22 protein-coding genes are annotated in these 16,890 nt (G+C 38.6%); 15 read left to right on the forward strand and 7 right to left on the reverse strand.

The features are described from left to right. The first annotated feature begins 110 nt into the window (after nt 1–110). From MLE13_RS05900 to MLE13_RS05920, 5 genes are all read left to right on the forward strand, one after another. On the forward strand, nt 111–1,865 hold the full coding sequence (locus MLE13_RS05900; protein WP_240748556.1) for an ABC transporter ATP-binding protein: 1,755 nt from the start codon (nt 111–113) through the stop codon (nt 1,863–1,865). Beyond that, a complete protein-coding gene (locus MLE13_RS05905) occupies nt 1,865–3,649 on the forward strand; it encodes an ABC transporter ATP-binding protein (protein ID WP_240748558.1) in 1,785 nt (594 codons plus the stop codon). The genes MLE13_RS05900 and MLE13_RS05905 overlap by 1 nt, the downstream gene beginning before the upstream one ends. Nucleotides 3,650–3,965: 316 nt before the next feature. Then, nucleotides 3,966–4,676, forward strand: coding sequence for a cytochrome c biogenesis CcdA family protein (locus tag MLE13_RS05910; protein ID WP_008499082.1), 711 nt, complete (start codon nt 3,966–3,968; stop codon nt 4,674–4,676). Nucleotides 4,677–4,700: 24 nt separating this feature from the next. After that, nucleotides 4,701–5,024 (forward strand): thioredoxin family protein, encoded by a 324-nt coding sequence (locus MLE13_RS05915; protein WP_240748562.1) that lies wholly within the window; start codon nt 4,701–4,703, stop codon nt 5,022–5,024. Next, nucleotides 5,017–5,517, forward strand: coding sequence for a CcdC family protein (locus tag MLE13_RS05920; protein WP_240748564.1), 501 nt, complete (start codon nt 5,017–5,019; stop codon nt 5,515–5,517). Before MLE13_RS05915 ends, MLE13_RS05920 begins: the two co-directional genes overlap by 8 nt. A gap of 14 nt (nt 5,518–5,531) precedes the next feature. Here MLE13_RS05920 and MLE13_RS05925 read toward each other — a convergent pair whose 3' ends face one another. Further along, nucleotides 5,532–5,966: a DUF2621 family protein gene (locus MLE13_RS05925; protein WP_240748566.1), complete on the reverse strand. Its 435-nt coding sequence runs from the start codon at nt 5,964–5,966 to the stop codon at nt 5,532–5,534. 120 nt (nt 5,967–6,086) lie between these two features. On the opposite strand from MLE13_RS05925, the gene MLE13_RS05930 reads away from it, so the two are divergent. The 4 genes from MLE13_RS05930 (at nt 6,087) to MLE13_RS05945 (ending at nt 7,570) form a co-directional block, all read left to right on the forward strand. Then, the gene (locus tag MLE13_RS05930) at nt 6,087–6,305 is read left to right on the forward strand and encodes a DUF1659 domain-containing protein (protein ID WP_008430030.1); all 219 of its coding nucleotides are present in this window, start codon (nt 6,087–6,089) and stop codon (nt 6,303–6,305) included. Between the two features lie 21 nt (nt 6,306–6,326). Then, on the forward strand, nt 6,327–6,542 hold the full coding sequence (locus tag MLE13_RS05935) for a DUF2922 domain-containing protein (RefSeq protein ID WP_240748568.1): 216 nt from the start codon (nt 6,327–6,329) through the stop codon (nt 6,540–6,542). Nucleotides 6,543–6,783: 241 nt separating this feature from the next. Next, nucleotides 6,784–6,912 carry a YvrJ family protein gene (locus MLE13_RS05940; protein WP_008430032.1) on the forward strand — a complete coding sequence of 43 codons (129 nt, stop codon included), beginning with the start codon at nt 6,784–6,786 and terminating at the stop codon, nt 6,910–6,912. Nucleotides 6,913–7,006: 94 nt separating this feature from the next. Then, nucleotides 7,007–7,570 carry an SCO family protein gene (locus MLE13_RS05945; RefSeq protein ID WP_240748570.1) on the forward strand — a complete coding sequence of 188 codons (564 nt, stop codon included), beginning with the start codon at nt 7,007–7,009 and terminating at the stop codon, nt 7,568–7,570. Nucleotides 7,571–7,578: 8 nt separating this feature from the next. Here the strand turns inward: MLE13_RS05945 and mscL are convergent, their stop codons facing one another. Further along, nucleotides 7,579–7,971 (reverse strand): large conductance mechanosensitive channel protein MscL, encoded by a 393-nt coding sequence (gene mscL / locus MLE13_RS05950; protein ID WP_240748572.1) that lies wholly within the window; start codon nt 7,969–7,971, stop codon nt 7,579–7,581. Nucleotides 7,972–8,129: 158 nt separating this feature from the next. Between mscL and MLE13_RS05955 the strand changes: the two genes are divergently transcribed. Continuing rightward, nucleotides 8,130–8,768, forward strand: a complete 639-nt coding sequence (locus MLE13_RS05955) for a lytic transglycosylase domain-containing protein (RefSeq protein ID WP_240748574.1) — start codon at nt 8,130–8,132, stop codon at nt 8,766–8,768. A 44-nt stretch (nt 8,769–8,812) separates the two neighbouring features. Here the strand turns inward: MLE13_RS05955 and MLE13_RS05960 are convergent, their stop codons facing one another. From MLE13_RS05960 to MLE13_RS05970, 3 genes are all read right to left on the reverse strand, one after another. Beyond that, nucleotides 8,813–9,067, reverse strand: coding sequence for a GlsB/YeaQ/YmgE family stress response membrane protein (locus MLE13_RS05960; protein ID WP_240748576.1), 255 nt, complete (start codon nt 9,065–9,067; stop codon nt 8,813–8,815). Nucleotides 9,068–9,156: 89 nt separating this feature from the next. Further along, nucleotides 9,157–9,699, reverse strand: coding sequence for a cysteine hydrolase family protein (locus MLE13_RS05965; protein WP_240748578.1), 543 nt, complete (start codon nt 9,697–9,699; stop codon nt 9,157–9,159). A 288-nt stretch (nt 9,700–9,987) separates the two neighbouring features. Next, the gene (locus tag MLE13_RS05970) at nt 9,988–10,842 is read right to left on the reverse strand and encodes a tyrosine-type recombinase/integrase (protein ID WP_240748579.1); all 855 of its coding nucleotides are present in this window, start codon (nt 10,840–10,842) and stop codon (nt 9,988–9,990) included. A gap of 209 nt (nt 10,843–11,051) precedes the next feature. On the opposite strand from MLE13_RS05970, the gene MLE13_RS05975 reads away from it, so the two are divergent. From MLE13_RS05975 to MLE13_RS05990, 4 genes are all read left to right on the forward strand, one after another. Beyond that, entirely contained in the window at nt 11,052–11,555 is a 504-nt protein-coding gene (locus MLE13_RS05975; RefSeq protein WP_240748580.1) for a DinB family protein, read from the forward strand. 129 nt (nt 11,556–11,684) lie between these two features. Beyond that, a complete protein-coding gene (gene acnA, locus MLE13_RS05980; RefSeq protein ID WP_240748581.1) occupies nt 11,685–14,399 on the forward strand; it encodes an aconitate hydratase AcnA in 2,715 nt (904 codons plus the stop codon). A gap of 115 nt (nt 14,400–14,514) precedes the next feature. Then, nucleotides 14,515–14,955 carry an acyl-CoA thioesterase gene (locus MLE13_RS05985; protein WP_008499098.1) on the forward strand — a complete coding sequence of 147 codons (441 nt, stop codon included), beginning with the start codon at nt 14,515–14,517 and terminating at the stop codon, nt 14,953–14,955. Continuing rightward, nucleotides 14,939–15,238 (forward strand): hypothetical protein, encoded by a 300-nt coding sequence (locus MLE13_RS05990; protein ID WP_240748582.1) that lies wholly within the window; start codon nt 14,939–14,941, stop codon nt 15,236–15,238. Before MLE13_RS05985 ends, MLE13_RS05990 begins: the two co-directional genes overlap by 17 nt. A 185-nt stretch (nt 15,239–15,423) precedes the next feature. Here MLE13_RS05990 and MLE13_RS05995 read toward each other — a convergent pair whose 3' ends face one another. After that, the gene (locus MLE13_RS05995) at nt 15,424–15,714 is read right to left on the reverse strand and encodes a HesB/YadR/YfhF family protein (RefSeq protein ID WP_240748584.1); all 291 of its coding nucleotides are present in this window, start codon (nt 15,712–15,714) and stop codon (nt 15,424–15,426) included. A gap of 20 nt (nt 15,715–15,734) precedes the next feature. Beyond that, entirely contained in the window at nt 15,735–16,328 is a 594-nt protein-coding gene (plsY, locus tag MLE13_RS06000) for a glycerol-3-phosphate 1-O-acyltransferase PlsY (RefSeq protein ID WP_240748586.1), read from the reverse strand. A gap of 135 nt (nt 16,329–16,463) precedes the next feature. Here plsY and MLE13_RS06005 point away from each other — a divergent pair, with 135 nt between their 5' ends. Continuing rightward, nucleotides 16,464–16,871, forward strand: coding sequence for a CoA-binding protein (locus MLE13_RS06005; RefSeq protein WP_240748588.1), 408 nt, complete (start codon nt 16,464–16,466; stop codon nt 16,869–16,871). The last annotated feature ends 19 nt before the right edge of the window (nt 16,872–16,890 follow it).

Raw genomic sequence — 16,890 nt, forward strand, 5'->3', positions numbered from 1 at the left:
GCATTGTCTTTCCGTAAGTTAACAATATTTGCTAAAATTAAAAAGATTAAAATATGCGTACAGTAAAGTAGGCTATAAGAAAAAATTAACCAGCAAGGAGAAAGATGACGATGCGCGTATTTTGGGAGTTGGGTTGGTTTTTTAAAGAACGGAAAAAGCACTACATTTTAGGGGTTATGCTATTAATGGTCGTAGCATTTCTTGGTGTTTTACCACCGAGAATTATTGGGTTTATTGTTGACCGTATTAGCCAAGGAACCTTAACACCGGATTACTTGCTCAAATGGCTAAGTATTTTAGCGGCATCAGCTTTAGCAATGTACGTTTTACGGTATACATGGAGGTTGCAAATATTTGGGTCTTCGATTTTATTGGCTAGAAATCTGCGTCAACAATTGTTTCGGCATTTTACGCAAATGTCTCCAGCCTTTTATCAAAAGCGTCGTGTTGGCGACTTGATGGCACATGCGACAAATGATTTGCAGGCGGTTCAGCAAACAGCGGGTGCAGGTGTTTTAACACTTGTCGATTCGATTGCGACAGGCGGTTTTGTTATTGCGGCTATGGCCATAACAATTGATTGGAAATTAACTTTAATTGTCTTGCTGCCAATGCCGTTGATGGCTTATATGACCAATTATTATGGCAAATTGATGCATGAGCGCTTTCATGGAGCGCAACAAGCATTCTCAGAACTTAATGATAAAACGCAAGAAAGTATCTCTGGGATGAAAGTCATCAAAACTTTTGGTCAAGAACAGCAAGATATTGATGATTTTAAAAACTTGTCTGAGCGTGTCGTAAATGAAAATATTCGCGTAGCGCGTGTCGATTCTTTGTTTGACCCTACAATTTCCGCTATTATTGGCGTTTGTTATTTTCTAACGATCGGTTTTGGTTCTTATTTCGTGACACAAGGCGATATGACAATTGGTGATTTGATCGCATTTACGGCCTATCTTGGTTTATTGGTATGGCCGATGTTAGCCTTTGGTTGGCTTTTTAATATTGTAGAACGCGGTCGGGCATCTTATGATCGTATCCGGCAGTTACTTGCAGAGCCGATTGAAATTGATGACCGTGAAAATGCGATTGATGAAGATCCATCAGGAGATATCGTTTTTTCTTTAGAACAGTTTAAATTTACTGGAGATGACCGAGCGGCTCTTCGGAACATCCACTTTACAGTGAAACAAGGTGAAACGCTTGGAATTGTCGGTAAGACTGGTTCTGGAAAGTCAGCAATTTTAAGGTTATTACTACGAGAGTTTGACGATTATAAAGGTTCTATCTTATTCGGAGAGTATTCAATCGATGCTTATAAAAAGCAGCGTCTAAGAAGAGCCATTGGTTATGTACCACAAGACCATTTCTTGTTTTCAACAAGCATTGCAGGGAATATTGCATTTGCACGACCTGAAGCCTCGCTTAAAGAAGTCGAAAGTGCAGCTAGTTTGGCACATATACACGAAGATATTCAAAACTTCACAGAAGGATATAGTACGGTAGTAGGTGAACGCGGTGTATCGCTTTCCGGTGGTCAAAAACAACGAATTTCAATTGCCCGTGCACTTATGACAGAACCTGAGTTGTTGATTTTAGATGATTCTTTATCAGCAGTGGATGCCAAAACAGAAGAATCCATTTTGAAATCATTAAAAGCAACGCGAGCGGACAAAACCACCATTATTACATCACACCGCTTAAGTGCGATTCAGCATGCACATCAAATTTTAGTGATGGAACAAGGGACGATTAAAGAAATTGGTTCGCACGAAGAGCTGATGACGAAAAAAGGGGCTTATTATGAAATGTATGAGCTGCAGCAATTAGAAGCGCTCGTCGAACAAGGAGGCGAGGCATAATGCTGATCAAGGAAACTGAAAAAAAGCAGGAACTGACCGGACGAGAGCAATGGATAATTTTTAAACGTTTGTTGACATACTTATTACCGCATAAAAAAATGTTGTTGCTGGCAATGGGCTTGTTAATATTAACGGTATTAGGTGATGTACTAGGCCCTTATTTGATAAAAGTATTTATCGATAATTACTTAACTGAAGGCAACTTTCCGACTGGTCCAATAGTTGGCTTAGCATTAGGTTATTTGTTTATCCAAACGTCCAATGTGATCATAAGTTATTTTCAGTTGCTAAAATTTCAAGAAGCCGCTTTGAAAATTATTCAACAACTACGGATTGATGTTTTTGCAAAAGTTCACGGACTAGGCATGCGTTATTTCGATAAAACACCTGCTGGAGGCATCGTGTCACGTGTGACCAATGATACCGAAGCAATAAAAGAAATGTTTGTTACCGTGTTAATTGGTTTTATTCAAAGTGCTTTTCTAATTGTCGGTGTATATATTGCGATGTTTTTACTAAATGTCCGATTAGCTCTTCTTACACTAATCTTACTGCCGATACTAGCTTGGATTATTTATCTGTACCGAAAATACAGTTCGGTATTTTACCAAGATTTACGAGAACGCTTAGGCCAATTAAATGCCAAGTTATCTGAATCTGTTCAAGGCATGGGAATGATTCAAGCATTTGGCCAAGAAAGTCGCCTGAAAGATGAGTTTAGCGCCATAAATGATGGGCATTGGCAAGCAGCTAAACGCAATATAAAAGTAGATGCATTGCTGTTACGTCCAGCCGTTAACTTGGTTTATACAATGGCGATTATTCTTTTGCTCAGCTATTTTGGTGTATCGTCGTTTTCGAATACTATTGAAGTAGGTGTGATTTATGCGTTTGTCACGTATATTGATCGCTTTTTTGAACCAATCAATCAAGTAATGCAACGTTTATCGATTTTTCAACAAGCCATTGTAGCAGCATCACGCGTGTTCTTGTTGCTTGATGAACAAGAAAAAATACCAACTCAACTAGAAACAAATGCAAAGATCAATGAAGGTAAAATTGAATTTCGGAATGTAAGTTTTTCTTATGATGATCAAACCGATGTATTAAAAAATATTTCTTTCACAGCCATGCCTGGTCAAACGGTGGCATTGGTAGGCCATACAGGTAGTGGAAAAAGTTCTATTATCAATTTACTTATGCGTTTTTACGAATTCAAAAAAGGTGATATTTGGATTGATGGAGTATCTATAAAAGATTATGAAACTGCTGAAATACGTAAAAAACTAGGATTGGTATTACAAGACCCTTTCTTGTTTTATGGTACAATCGCGAGCAATATTCGGCTTTATGATCAAGCCATTACAGATTCTGCCGTTCGAAAAGCAGCTGAATTTGTTCAGGCTGATCGTTTTATCGAAGAATTGCCAAACAAGTATCAACAAAAAGTGACAGAACGTGGATCGACATTTTCTAGTGGTCAGCGGCAATTAGTCGCTTTTGCGAGAACCATTGCGACTGACCCGAAAGTATTGGTGCTTGATGAAGCAACAGCTAACATTGATACGGAAACAGAAATGGCGATTCAAGAAAGTCTTGAACGCATGCGCCTTGGCCGGACGACGATTGCAATCGCTCATAGACTTAGCACAATTCAAGATGCCGAACTGATACTAGTACTGCGACAAGGAGAAATTGTTGAGCGGGGAACTCATCAACAATTGCTGCAACAACGCGGTTTATATCACAAAATGTATTTATTGCAAAATGGAATAGTGGAGTAGTCAAAAGCTTTTATACTGTAGTCAATTCGAGTGATTCGAGGTGACTACAGTTTTTTGTTGCGAAAAATCGGACTGGTCACTTTGAAAGAAAAAAAAGCAGCACAAGGTGTTTTAAACTTATAATGTAGTAAACTACAAAAGGATTTACCCGAAAAAGTCAAAACCGTTTACAACCAAAAAACATAACAAATTAATTAAAACCACTTGAAAAAAGTATTAATGTGATCATTTGTCCACAAAGATTTCACATGCGTAAGAGCAGTGTTTAGCTAGAATATTTGTTAAGATGAGAAGAACACAGGAAGGAGAATTACCAGTGACATCTGATATTAATTTATTTTTAGCTTTTGGCGCAGGCTTTTTGAGTTTTATTTCTCCATGTACGTTGCCTTTATATCCTGCATTTTTATCTTATATCACAGGCATGACAATGGATGAGATTAAAAACGACAAAAAAGTTATGCAACGCAGAGGTATGTTTCATACATTATTTTTCTTATTAGGATTTTCAACTATTTTCATCGCGCTCGGTTTTAGTACATCGTTCTTTTATGAATGGTTTATCCGTTATGATGAATTGATCCGTCAAGTAGGTGCGATTTTTATTGTTTTGTTTGGATTAATGATTATCGGTGTTTTTTCACCAAAATTACTCATGCAAGATCGCAAGTTCTCATTTAAAAATCGTCCATCTGGATTTCTTGGGACATTTGTAATTGGTTTAGCTTTTGCGGCTGGTTGGACACCATGTACAGGGCCGATAACAGCAGCTATTTATGCACTTGCTGCGACTAATCCGGGTTCTGGTGTTTGGTATATGGTGGCTTATGTGCTCGGTTTTGCAATTCCGTTTTTCGTCTTATCATTCTTTGTGACACGTATGGGCTGGTTGCGTAAACACAATCAAACAATCATGAAAGTTGGCGGTTATGTTATGATTGCAATCGGGATCTTATTATTTTTCGATGGCCTAACATATTTGATCCGCGTCTTAAGTCCGTTCTTTGGTGATTTCCAAGGATTTTAAATTGATAATGAGTAGGTGAAAAAGATGGAAACTATTTCAAAAATAGAAGAATATCAATCAAAAATAGGTGAAGAGAAATCTTTTTTGCTTTTTGTAAAAACAGATAATTGTTCAGTCTGCGAAGGTTTACGCCCTCAAGTTGAGGATTTTGAAGGCGACTACAAGCTTCCCTTTTACTTGGTCAATGCTGCAAAGGTGCCAGAATTGGCAGGACAATTGATGCTGTTTACAGCACCTGTAGTGATTTTATATCGCCATGGTAAAGAAGTTCAGCGTTTTGCACGCTTTGTACCGATAGAAGAATTACGCCGCAGACTAGATGAGCTGGAGGAGAATTTGGATGCTTAATCAAATTCCTACAGAAGTCTATTTAATCATTACAACAGTTGGTGCATTCTTGATGGGATTGCTCGCGATGTTTGTTCGCTCGAAGGCGGCAAAGAAACCAGCATCGGTAAAAAAGATTATTTTGCCCCCATTATTTATGTCTACTGGTGCTTTCATGTTTATTTTTCCTTTTTTTCGAGTAGCACCTATACAAATTTTAGAAGCATTAGCCGTTGGTATTCTTTTTTCAACGGTGTTGATTTGGACATCAAAATTCGAAGTTCGTGATGGTGATATTTACTTAAAACAATCGAAAGCTTTTGTCTTTATTTTATTTGGCTTGTTGTTAGTACGCGTAGTCGGTAAAGTTGTTTTAAGTTCAAGTATTGATATTGGCGAATTAGGTGGCATGTTCTGGATTTTAGCATTTGGCATGCTTTGGCCGTGGCGAATCTCGATGCTTTGGCAATATAAAAAACTTGAAGCAAAGAATAAAAGCGCTGTTCCCATTTAAGGGAGCAGCGCTTTTTACTGTTCAAAATATTGTTCGTACGGACTCACATCGATTTTCATCTCTGCCAATTTTTTTCGTAAAAACTTATGATCACGTTTAGGCGTTGCTAAAATATAACCGCGAATAATGTGTTCGAGCTTCATCTTTTTAACTTTTTCTTCAAGTAAGACTTGCCCGATTCTACCAGCGATTTTTTGTTTAGCTACTGGTCGGAATAAATCAGGAACGGGTTGAACCAATTCGTTCAACATTGCCTTTTCTTCATCGCCCCATAAATGTATGGTTTTATCCACGTAATATTCTTCCCAGTTCAAATCTGAAAGGCCGTCCTTTTTAGGTATGGACTTCAGGAACTTTCTGAACATAAAATATCCGCCAATGGCAAAAAGCCCTACTAATACGACTACCCAAAATAGGATAAACCATAAAAACCAGCCATTCAGTTCCATATTGTTTCACCTCGTCTTTTCCATTACTTCCATTATAGAAGGGATTGAAAAGAAATTCATTAAAAATGTATCTCTTTTTTCTAACTGTGTCTATATAGCGAATGAAAGGAGGTGAGAAACATGGCCTTTAGTGATTTTAAGAACGCTAGCATTCGCTGCACGTACGACAATGGATTGGATGCAAACGGTAAAGTAAAGAGAAAGTTTAAATCGTATCACAACGTCAAAGAAGCTGCAGCTGCAGACGGTATTTTCGAGACAGCAGCGGTTTTGACAAACTTCGGAACCAAAACTTTGATGGATGTTGAAAAACAATCCGCAATCACAATCTATCAATAATTAGTAGGAGGGGAATAGAGAATGGCTAAAACTTTAGAATTAATTTTCACAACCACTGCCGGAAAAGATGTGACATTAACAGTTGATGAACCACGTGCCAACGTCACAGACGCTGAATTACTTGCAGGAATGCAAGCAATTCTCACGCACAATGTGTTCGAAGTAGAAGGATCACCACTCAGCACTGTAAAAGGCGCACGTATAGTTGAACGCAATATTGTGGAGTACGAAGTATAAGCAAGAAGCTCTCCTGTTTCGGGAGAGCTTTTTTCAATAGGAAGAACATCTATCACAAAATTATAGCGCTTATCGGAGTTAAACGGCTGCTTTAGCTTTTCTCATTGTCTAGCTTCAGCTGTCAGATTCTCGGGACATAAGCCACTCTGGCTGTGCGGCAAAAACGCCGCTTCGCCAGATCGTCTTATGCCTGTCGAATCTAAACGACAGCTTGAGCTTTTCTAAATCGGAGGTGAGGTTTATGGCTGAGTGGATGCAATGGGTACAGGAGCTCGGATTTCCTATATTTGTGTCATTTTACTTGATGCATCGTGTGGAAACGAAACTGGTCGCCATTCATGAAGCATTGCTTACATTGAAATTGTCCTGACTTCACAAAATCGTGACAATGGCAGTATTCCATGTATTGTACTGATTCTACACTTTCGCTATGATTAAGGAGATGAAAGAGTGGAGGCAATAGTATGCGATTTATTTCTTTATCAGCATTAATAAGCTTAGTGCTGTTGCTGTCCGCATGTGGCAGTTCTGCAATCGATGATTTTTCATATACTGACCAACGTGGAGAACCGGTATCTTTAGAGGATTTAAAAGGAACGCCGTGGTTAGCGACTTTTGTTTTCACCAATTGCAATACGGTATGCCCGCCAATGACTTTTAACTTAAGCGGAATTCAGGAAGAGTTAGAAGCTGATGGCTTGAGTGATTATAAAATCGTGGCGTTTAGTGTGGATCCAGTTGTTGACACGCCCGAAACCTTACAAAACTATTTAGCCCAATATTCAGTGCCAGATGAATCGAAATGGCATTTATTGACGGGATATACGCAGGACGAAATTGCAGAATTTGCTAAAGATAATTTTAAATCTTTTGTACGCAATGATCCTGAAAGTGATCAAGTTATACACGGAACGAACTTTTATTTAGTAGACCAAGAAGGCGTGGTTGTAAATAATTATGACGGTTACGACAGTGTACCGGTTGAAGATATAAAAAATGATTTACGTGAATTAATCGAAGAATATTAAAAAACCGGTCATTGACCGGTTTTTTCTTTGCTCAAAAGATCTCTGATTTCGACAAGGAGTTGCTGAGTTTTGTCCAGGACTTCCGGTTCTTCGGCTACAGCAGGTATGTCTTTTTTTCGTTTTAACTTAATGAAAATGCGGATAACGACAAAAATAGAAAATGAAATAATAAAAAAGTCGATAATAGCTTGTATAAATAATCCATAATGCAGTACCACGTCGTTAAATGTATAGCTCCAGTTTTCAACACTTACTCCGCCGACCAACATTCCAACTACCGGCATAATGATGTCTTCTACTAAAGAAGATACTACTTTCCCGAAAGCGGCACCAATAATTACTGCTATAGCTAAGTCAAGGATGTTACCTTTCAACGCAAACTTCTTAAAGTCTTCCCACATACAAATCACCTCCTCTAATCTAATGATTATGATAACAAAAAAATTCTTGAAATACACTTAGAAGTTGACTGTTAAAAAACCTTACCATGCCGCTTCTAAAAGGTAATGTTAAAGATGTTATGCTACACTAAAACAAATGAAAAAATAGGTGTGAAAAAATGAAAAAGAAAAAATTACCAATTAGGTGGAAGCGTAAAGTGGGATGCCTGATTCTTTTTGTGCCTGCAGCGATTGTTATCGTGACCATCACTATCTTGATATCTGCGATAATCAATTCTGATTCGGTATTTAAAACGATCAAAGACGCACCTAATAACTTAATTGGATTAAATGTACCTGAAGAAAATATTCCCTTATACAAAGAAGCAGCTGATGCTTACAATATCCCATGGACATTACTAGCTGCCCACCACCGAATTGAAACGAGATTTTCTACTATGGATCCTTTATTGTCGCCGGTTGGCGCAGAAGGGCATCTTCAATTTATGCCTTGTACATTTGTGGGATGGAGTCATCCAAGTTGCTCAGGACAAGGACAGGGAGACATTAGCGAAGAAGACAAAGTAAATCTTGATGTGATTGCCTATTATGGTGGCTATGGCGTGGATGGTAATGGAGACGGCATTGCAGATCCGTATAATCTAGAAGATTCACTTTATAGCGCAGCAAATTATTTATCACAAAATGGAGCTGCAGAAGGCGATTTAGAAAAAGCCATTTTTCAGTATAATCATAGTGAAGAATATGTAGCGGATGTTTTACATTTTTATCATTTATACGAAGAAGAATATAATTGACGAAAAAAAGAGTGGACTGGAGTCCACTCTTTTTGCATACATTTTTATTTTCTTTTTCTCATAGATCCCATGATCAAACTAAGAACGAATACAAAGATCAAAGCACCGATTAATGCTGGGATAATTGCTACGTCCCAAATTACTGGACCAAAGTCTCCTAGGATTAATCCGCCTAACCAAGCACCTACGATACCTGCAATAATGTTACCGATAATGCCGCCTGGAATATCTTTACCTAAAATCATTCCTGCGATCCAACCGATGATACCACCCATAATTAGATATAAAATAAAACCCATTTTTTCCAGCTCCTTTTAAGGTAATGTATAATTGCTACACTTTAGATATAACCTTATTCAGGACATTTGAAACATAAAATAAAATTTTTTTATAAAACTTGTGCTCCTAAGGTTGCGGTGAAATGCCGCAGAGCCCATTCATGTCCAACTTGATCAAAACTAGCGACACCATCTTTATGGACAATGATACTAAATCCTTTATTATAAGCATCGACTGCGGTATGTAGCACACAAATATCAGTACAGACACCAACAATATGGATTTCTTCAATACTCCGCTCACGCAGCACTAATTCTAAATTGGTTCCAGCAAATGCACTGTATCTTGTTTTATCCATCCAGATGATGTGGTCCTGATGGGCTTCATAAATATCCGCAAGTCTTCCGTATAACGCTCGGCCAGCCGTGCCTCTTATATTGTGAGGAGGAAATAACTTCGTTTCAGGATGATAGGGATCATCTTTTTCGTGTAAATCAACTGGCATGATAACTAGTTCGTCTTCATTTAAAAACTCTTCAGTCAACTGGCAAATTTTTTCTTCGATAATTTGTCCAGGTTTACCGCAAGTTAGAGCGCCATCATCTGCTACAAAATCTACCGTATAATCCACAACTAATAATGCTTTTTTCATTATGTTCACTCCTATATCTTTTTCTTGATTATAAACTTAAATTAAATAAGATGAAAATAAACAATGTTTGCTAAAAGTTTTTCTTTTCAGTATAATCAGACTATTAAAGAGAGAAGGGGTGGTCCCGATGCAATATGAAAATGTAAAAAAACTTAATCGACAAGGAATGATTTTTGTTGTTCTTCATACATTGCTCATTTTTAATTTTGCTTTGGATTTCGGGTTTTTCTTATGACCGGAAATATAAATAAGCCTATCCCAAACTCATTGGGGTAGGCTTTTTTACGTTTATTCTCTTTTTAAACGAACTAATGAATCTTTTAAAATTCTAGATGCAGAATCTAGTGAAACACCCAGTGTTTCTTGGATTTCTTCCAGGTTTTTATGTTCAACTGAATACAAATAATGGACGTATGCAAAACGGATATCACCTGAACGCATCGGCATGCCGACAAATGAAGAAAGAGCTTCCGTATAATCTGATAGCGATCCCATTTGAAACATCGTGTATTCGTTTTTTACTTTAGATGACAATAAGTAAGGAGTGCCACGGAATACTGCACGCTCAATTGCATCAAGCATAACTGGAATTTCTTTGTCAGTGAACTCCATCCGGCATTGATAGCCATCTTTTTTATCGACAGCTAAAATGAGCTTACCATCGCGATCATCAAAATTATCTACATCAATGGCTACCATATCGCGAAGGCGAAGTCCGCGAAGGTAAAGGATATAAAGAATTTTTGCATTCAAAGATAAACGATCAGCTTCAAGTACAGCATCTTTCTTTTTTAACAAATCTTCGTAATTTAAATGAATATCAGCCGGTGTCAAATCCAGCTTTTTACTAAATTTGAATTTGGGCATAAAATCGTTCGGGATGCGCCCAATTTGCCACATATAGTCAAACCATCTTCTAATATAAATTAGTTTCCGGTTTAAAGTACTGTCTTTAATGCCCGCCATGTGCTGATCCATTAAAAACTGTTGAATATCGGAAGGACGTATATCATGAGGTTCAACAGGTCTTTTGTACGTATGTCTAAGAAAAGCGAAGAGCGAGCGGATCAATTGGACTTCATGAACAACGGTGTTCGGGCTAATGCCGTTTTCCAGTCTAAATTTCTCGTAACCATAAGGCATTATGCGTCACCTCTTCTTAATGGATTTCCTTAAATTATACCATTAAATCAGGTAAATAGAACGTATTTTCCCTTGTCAATAGGCAGTGAGAAGAGTTTTTTTACATTTTGTATTCAATAGAATAACCTACTAGTAGAATGTATTTAATTTTCATAGATTAGGGTATGTTAAAAGAGTAGGCAATTAGACGAAACGAAGGTGGAAAAAAGATGTTTAACGAAGACAATGCAAAAATTAGAAACCAAGTTCTTCAAGCAGTGGAAGGCATGACGGATGAAACATTAAACTTGAAGCCTTCAGAAACTGAATGGTCACCGATTCAAATTCTAGATCATCTGCAATTAATGGAAAAAATCATTGCGAAGGGGGTTTCGCTAGAACTACAAAAAGAAGAAAGCAAAAAAGCGGTCAAAAAGCCAATTGCCTTAACGGTTAGTCGATCGTTTAAAGTAGAAGCGCCGAGTCATGTCACCCCGACAAATGACTTTGTTACACTTGAAGAAATGAAAGAGCGTTTAAATGCTTCGCATAACTTACTATATGAAGTTTACGCACGCGCAAGTCGTGAACAGTTAGAGAAAAAATCAATGAACCATCCGGTGTTTGGAAAAGTGCCGCTCATTCAGTGGTTTCCATTTGTCGGGTTGCATGAAAAGCGTCATTTTAAGCAATTACAAGAGACCTTAAGAAAAATTGATGAATTGACCAGATAGTCATTCGAAAAACTTATCACATTCTATAATTTTAATGTAATTTACTTATGCTGTAGCATTCGGTATGATAGAGGAGGAGAGAAGCGCTGATTAAGTGTTTTTCAGAAGATTTAAAGGAGGAACTAAAAAATGGCAAAGAGCAGTTTGCACAACAGCCGCACTTCTTTTGAGCTAAATGACAAAACGTATAACTATTATCGTTTAGCTGCATTAGAAGAAGCAGGTATCGCTAAAGTATCACGCCTACCTTATTCGATTAAAGTTCTATTGGAATCCGTATTACGTCAGCACGACGGATATGTCATCAATGACGAGCACGTTGAAGAATTAGCAAAATGGGGCAAAGATGCTAACAAAGAAGCAGAAGTTCCGTTCAAGCCTTCACGCGTTATCCTACAAGATTTCACAGGAGTACCAGTAGTAGTTGATTTGGCTGCACTTCGTTCAGCAATGGCTGAAATGGGTGGAGATCCAAACAAAATCAACCCTGAAATTCCGGTAGATCTTGTTATTGACCACTCGGTACAAGTTGATAAATATGGTACAGAAGATGCACTTCGCATCAACATGGAACTTGAATTTGAGCGCAACGCTGAACGTTACCAGTTCCTAAGCTGGGCTCAAAAAGCATACGATAACTACCGTGCAGTACCACCTGCAACAGGTATCGTTCACCAAGTAAACCTTGAGTATTTGGCAAACGTTGTTCATGCAGTTGAAAACCCAGACGGCACATTTGAAACTTTCCCTGATACATTGTTCGGTACAGATTCCCATACAACAATGATCAACGGAATTGGTGTTCTTGGATGGGGCGTTGGCGGTATTGAGGCTGAAGCAGGAATGCTTGGACAACCTTCATACTTCCCAATTCCAGAAGTTATTGGCGTTAAATTGACGGGTGAACTTCCAAACGGAGCAACTGCTACTGATTTGGCATTAAAAGTTACTCAAACATTACGTAAAAAAGGCGTAGTTGGTAAATTTGTTGAGTTCTTCGGCCCTGGCGTTACATCATTGCCACTTGCTGACCGCGCAACAATTGCTAACATGGCTCCAGAATACGGCGCAACTTGCGGTTTCTTCCCAGTTGACGAAGAAGCACTTGATTACATGCGTTTAACTGCACGTGATGAAGAGCAAATCGCTGTAACGAAAAAATATTTACAAGCAAACGACATGTTCTTCACAGTAGATAACGAAGACCCAATCTACACGGACCTAGTGGAAATTAACCTTTCTGATATCGAACCAAACCTAGCAGGACCAAAACGTCCACAAGATTTGATTCCTTTATCTCAAATGAAAACTGAGTTCAACAAAGCTGTTACAGGCGAAGAAGGACCTCACGGTTTTGCACTAGATGAAGCTGAAATTGAAAAAACGGCAACGGTTAACTTCAAAGATGGCAGAACTGCTGAAATGAAGACCGGCGCATTAGCAATTGCAGCGATCACATCTTGTACAAACACTTCTAACCCGTACGTAATGCTTGGCGCTGGATTAGTAGCGAAAAAAGCAGTAGAAAAAGGATTAACTCCACCTGCTTACGTGAAAACTTCATTAGCTCCAGGATCTAAAGTTGTTACAGGTTACTTGAACGATTCTGGTTTATTGGATTATATGAACCAAATCGGCTTTAACTTAGTAGGATACGGCTGTACGACTTGTATCGGTAACTCAGGTCCATTGCTTCCAGAAATCGAAGAAGCAATTCTTGATAACGATTTACTAGTTTCTTCTGTATTGTCTGGTAACCGTAACTTTGAAGGACGTATTCACCCACTTGTTAAAGCAAACTACTTGGCATCACCAATGTTAGTTGTTGCTTATGCACTTGCTGGTACTGTGGATATCGACTTTGCAGTTGATCCAATCGGTAAAGACAAAGAAGGGAAAGACGTCTTCTTCAAAGACATCTGGCCAACAACTGAAGAAATCAAGAAAACAGTTAAAGATACTGTTACTCCAGAATTGTTCCGTAAAGAATACGAGCACGTATTTAACGAGAACGAAGCATGGAATGCAATTGAAACGAACGACGATTCTTTATATGAGTTTGATTCGACATCAACTTATATCCAAAACCCGCCGTTCTTTGAGGGTCTTTCAAAAGAGCCAGCTCCAATCGAAGCATTATCTGACCTTCGTGTAGTTGCGAAATTCGCAGATTCTATCACGACTGACCACATTTCACCAGCTGGTGCAATTGGTAAAGATACGCCAGCAGGATTATACCTTCGTGAAAACGGCGTTGAGCCTCGTAACTTTAACTCTTACGGATCTCGTCGTGGTAACCACGAAGTTATGATGCGCGGAACATTCGCTAACATTCGTATCCGTAACCAAGTAGCTCCAGATACAACGGGTGGTTACACGACTTACTGGCCAACGGGCGAAACAATGGCAATTTACGATGCAGCTATGAAGTATCAGGAACAAGGCACAGGACTTGTTGTTTTGACTGGTAAAGATTACGGCATGGGCTCTTCTCGTGACTGGGCAGCTAAAGGAACATTCCTTTTAGGCATTAAAACAGTTATCGCAGAAAGCTATGAGCGTATTCACCGTTCAAACCTAGTAATGATGGGTGTTCTTCCGTTGCAATTTGTTAACGGTGAAAGCGCAGATTCTCTTGGATTGACTGGACGCGAAACAATCAGCGTTAACTTGACTGATGACGTGAAACCACGCGATCTTCTTACTGTTACAGCGACTGCTGAAGATGGTAAAGTAACTGAGTTCCAAGTATTAGCACGTTTTGATTCTGAAGTAGAAGTAGATTACTTCCGTCACGGCGGTATCTTACAAATGGTGCTACGTAACAAATTACTAGAAGTATAAGAGTGATACGAAAAGGCTGTTGGGGAAACCCAGCAGCCTTTTTGTCATTCTGTGGAATGTATATCATACAATCAAAAAGCATTTTCTTGTATACTAGTTAAGAGGTGAAAAGGATATGTACATAAGCGAGAAAGAAATTGAAATCCGTTACGCAGAAACGGATCAAATGGGTGTTGTTTATCACGCCAATTACATCATATGGCTAGAAATAGGACGTACTAAATTGATAGAAGACATAGGATTTACGTATGCAGGTATGGAGAAAGATGGCTATATATCGCCTGTAATGGATATTTCCATTCAATATAAAGCAGCTTTACGTTACGGTCAAAAAGCGTTTGTCCGCACGTGGGTAGAAGAGCATGGGCGTTTGCGAACAAAATACGGCTATGAAATTGTCCATGAAGATGGAACAATCGCTGCTACTGCTTTATCTGAACATGTTGTGGTAAAAAAAGAAACTTTTCGTCCAGTATCCATCCAAAAAGTTTTCCCCGAATGGCATAAAAAATACGAAGAAATTAAAAAGCAGGTGCCTGATGGCGTTCGGAATTAAGCGAGAAGAACTCGAACGTTGGAAGCAAGGGGTTAATAGCGGTGAAATTTCGTTTTTAACGCATTATTGGGTAGACGATCGCTTCCCAGGCTGTCATACGGTCACAAAAGTGGGATGCTGTGACTTAAATAAGCTGGAATCTTGGGGGAAACAGTATGGATTGCAACGTGAATGGATGGATTTACGAGGCAATTATCCGCATTTCGATTTATTTGGTGAGCGTCAACGGGCAATTTTGCAAAGCGAAGGCCATATGGAGCAACTGAATAAACTGGAAAAATAACAATACATGAGCTATTCATGTTACAGAGTGTAGATACAAAAAGTGTTGGAATGAGTCTAATTCCAACACTTTTTGTATTTTATGCTTTAAAAATTGAGGATGTTTCTTTTTCTCCTGAAAAAGACGATAGCTCACTCGATTAAATCGAGTGAGCTATCGTCTGAAACATGAGCTATTCATGATTTTTATTTTGTGTATGAATAATCAAGTTCGTGTAAGTCATCGTTTACACTAACGTCCAGATTATGACCGTCAAAATACCAAGCATCGGTTTGTTCGATAAAATAAGTCACTTTATCTTGCTCTACTTTAGCCGCTATTTCATACGGTTGATCTTTCGTAACACCTAGTGAAAAACCTGGTTGCAACTTGCTTGAGCCACCATAACGAACGAAAAAGCGTACAGCTTCTCCAGATGTGACTTCCATTTCCTTTTTAAACCAATCGAGAGCGTCGTTGCTAATGTTAATTTGCATATCGCACGTCCTTTCACTGGTTACATCCAGCTGATTTTTGGTTCAGTGCCAGCTCGTATTCGAGCAATATTGGCGCGGTGGCGGAAAATAATGAATAGCGCCAATAGATAAATGACCGCCATAAACAAATAATCTGCTGAAAAAATGGCATAAATGGTAATATAAATGATAAAAACGACTGCTAAGATAATTGATGATAATGATACCATTTTTGTGATTTTTAATGCAATCAAAAACACAGCCACAGCCATAATGAATAGTGGCCATTGATAACCAATCAGGATACCACCAGACGTGGCAACTGCTTTACCACCTTTAAACTTAGCGAATACCGGAAAAATATGTCCGATAACAGCTAACACACCAAACACTAACGGGTGGATATCAGTAGCGATAAAGAGCGGGATCAACGTAGCAGCTGTTCCTTTTAAAATATCTAAAATTGTTACCGCAATTCCAGCTTTTTTTCCGAGCGTCCGAAACGTGTTCGTAGCTCCCAAATTGCCACTTCCTTGCGTACGGATATCAGTTTTGTAGAACAGTTTTCCAACCCATAAGGCAGAAGGAATCGAGCCAAGCAAGTAAGCTAGTAGTAGGGGAAGCAGTATAGTCATGATGAACTCCTTTACACAACCTTATTTTGTATTTTTAGTTTACCATGACTGAAGTTCTTTAAACAATAGTCGGCAGATTATTCAACAGGCAGAACAAAATCGTGTATGATAGAATAAAAAGGACAGGTGAACATTTTGGAAAATCCTAGCCGCAACGAAATCAAAAATGTACTCGACCAAGCAAAAACAATAGCAGTGGTCGGGCTAAGTCCAAATCCTAGCAGAACGTCTTACGTCGTATCAGAAGCTATGAAGCGCGCAGGTTATCGGATCATCCCAGTAAATCCTTTAGCAGATACGGTAATGGATGAGAAAAGCTATGCCCGGTTGAGCGATATCCCAGAAAAAATAGATATCGTTAATGTTTTTCGACGCAGCGAGTTTCTAGAAGATATCGCAGATGAATTTATGAAAATCGATTGTCCGGTTTTTTGGACACAATTAAATGTAGTAGATGAAAACGTATTTAATCGTTTGACTGATGCAGGGGTTACAGTCATTATGGATCGTTGCATCAAAGTGGAATACGCCATTCTAAAATAGGCAATACCGCTAAAGGGCG

The sequence above is a fragment of the Planococcus halocryophilus genome, from assembly GCF_022489025.1.
Lineage (GTDB): Bacteria > Bacillota > Bacilli > Bacillales_A > Planococcaceae > Planococcus > Planococcus halocryophilus_A.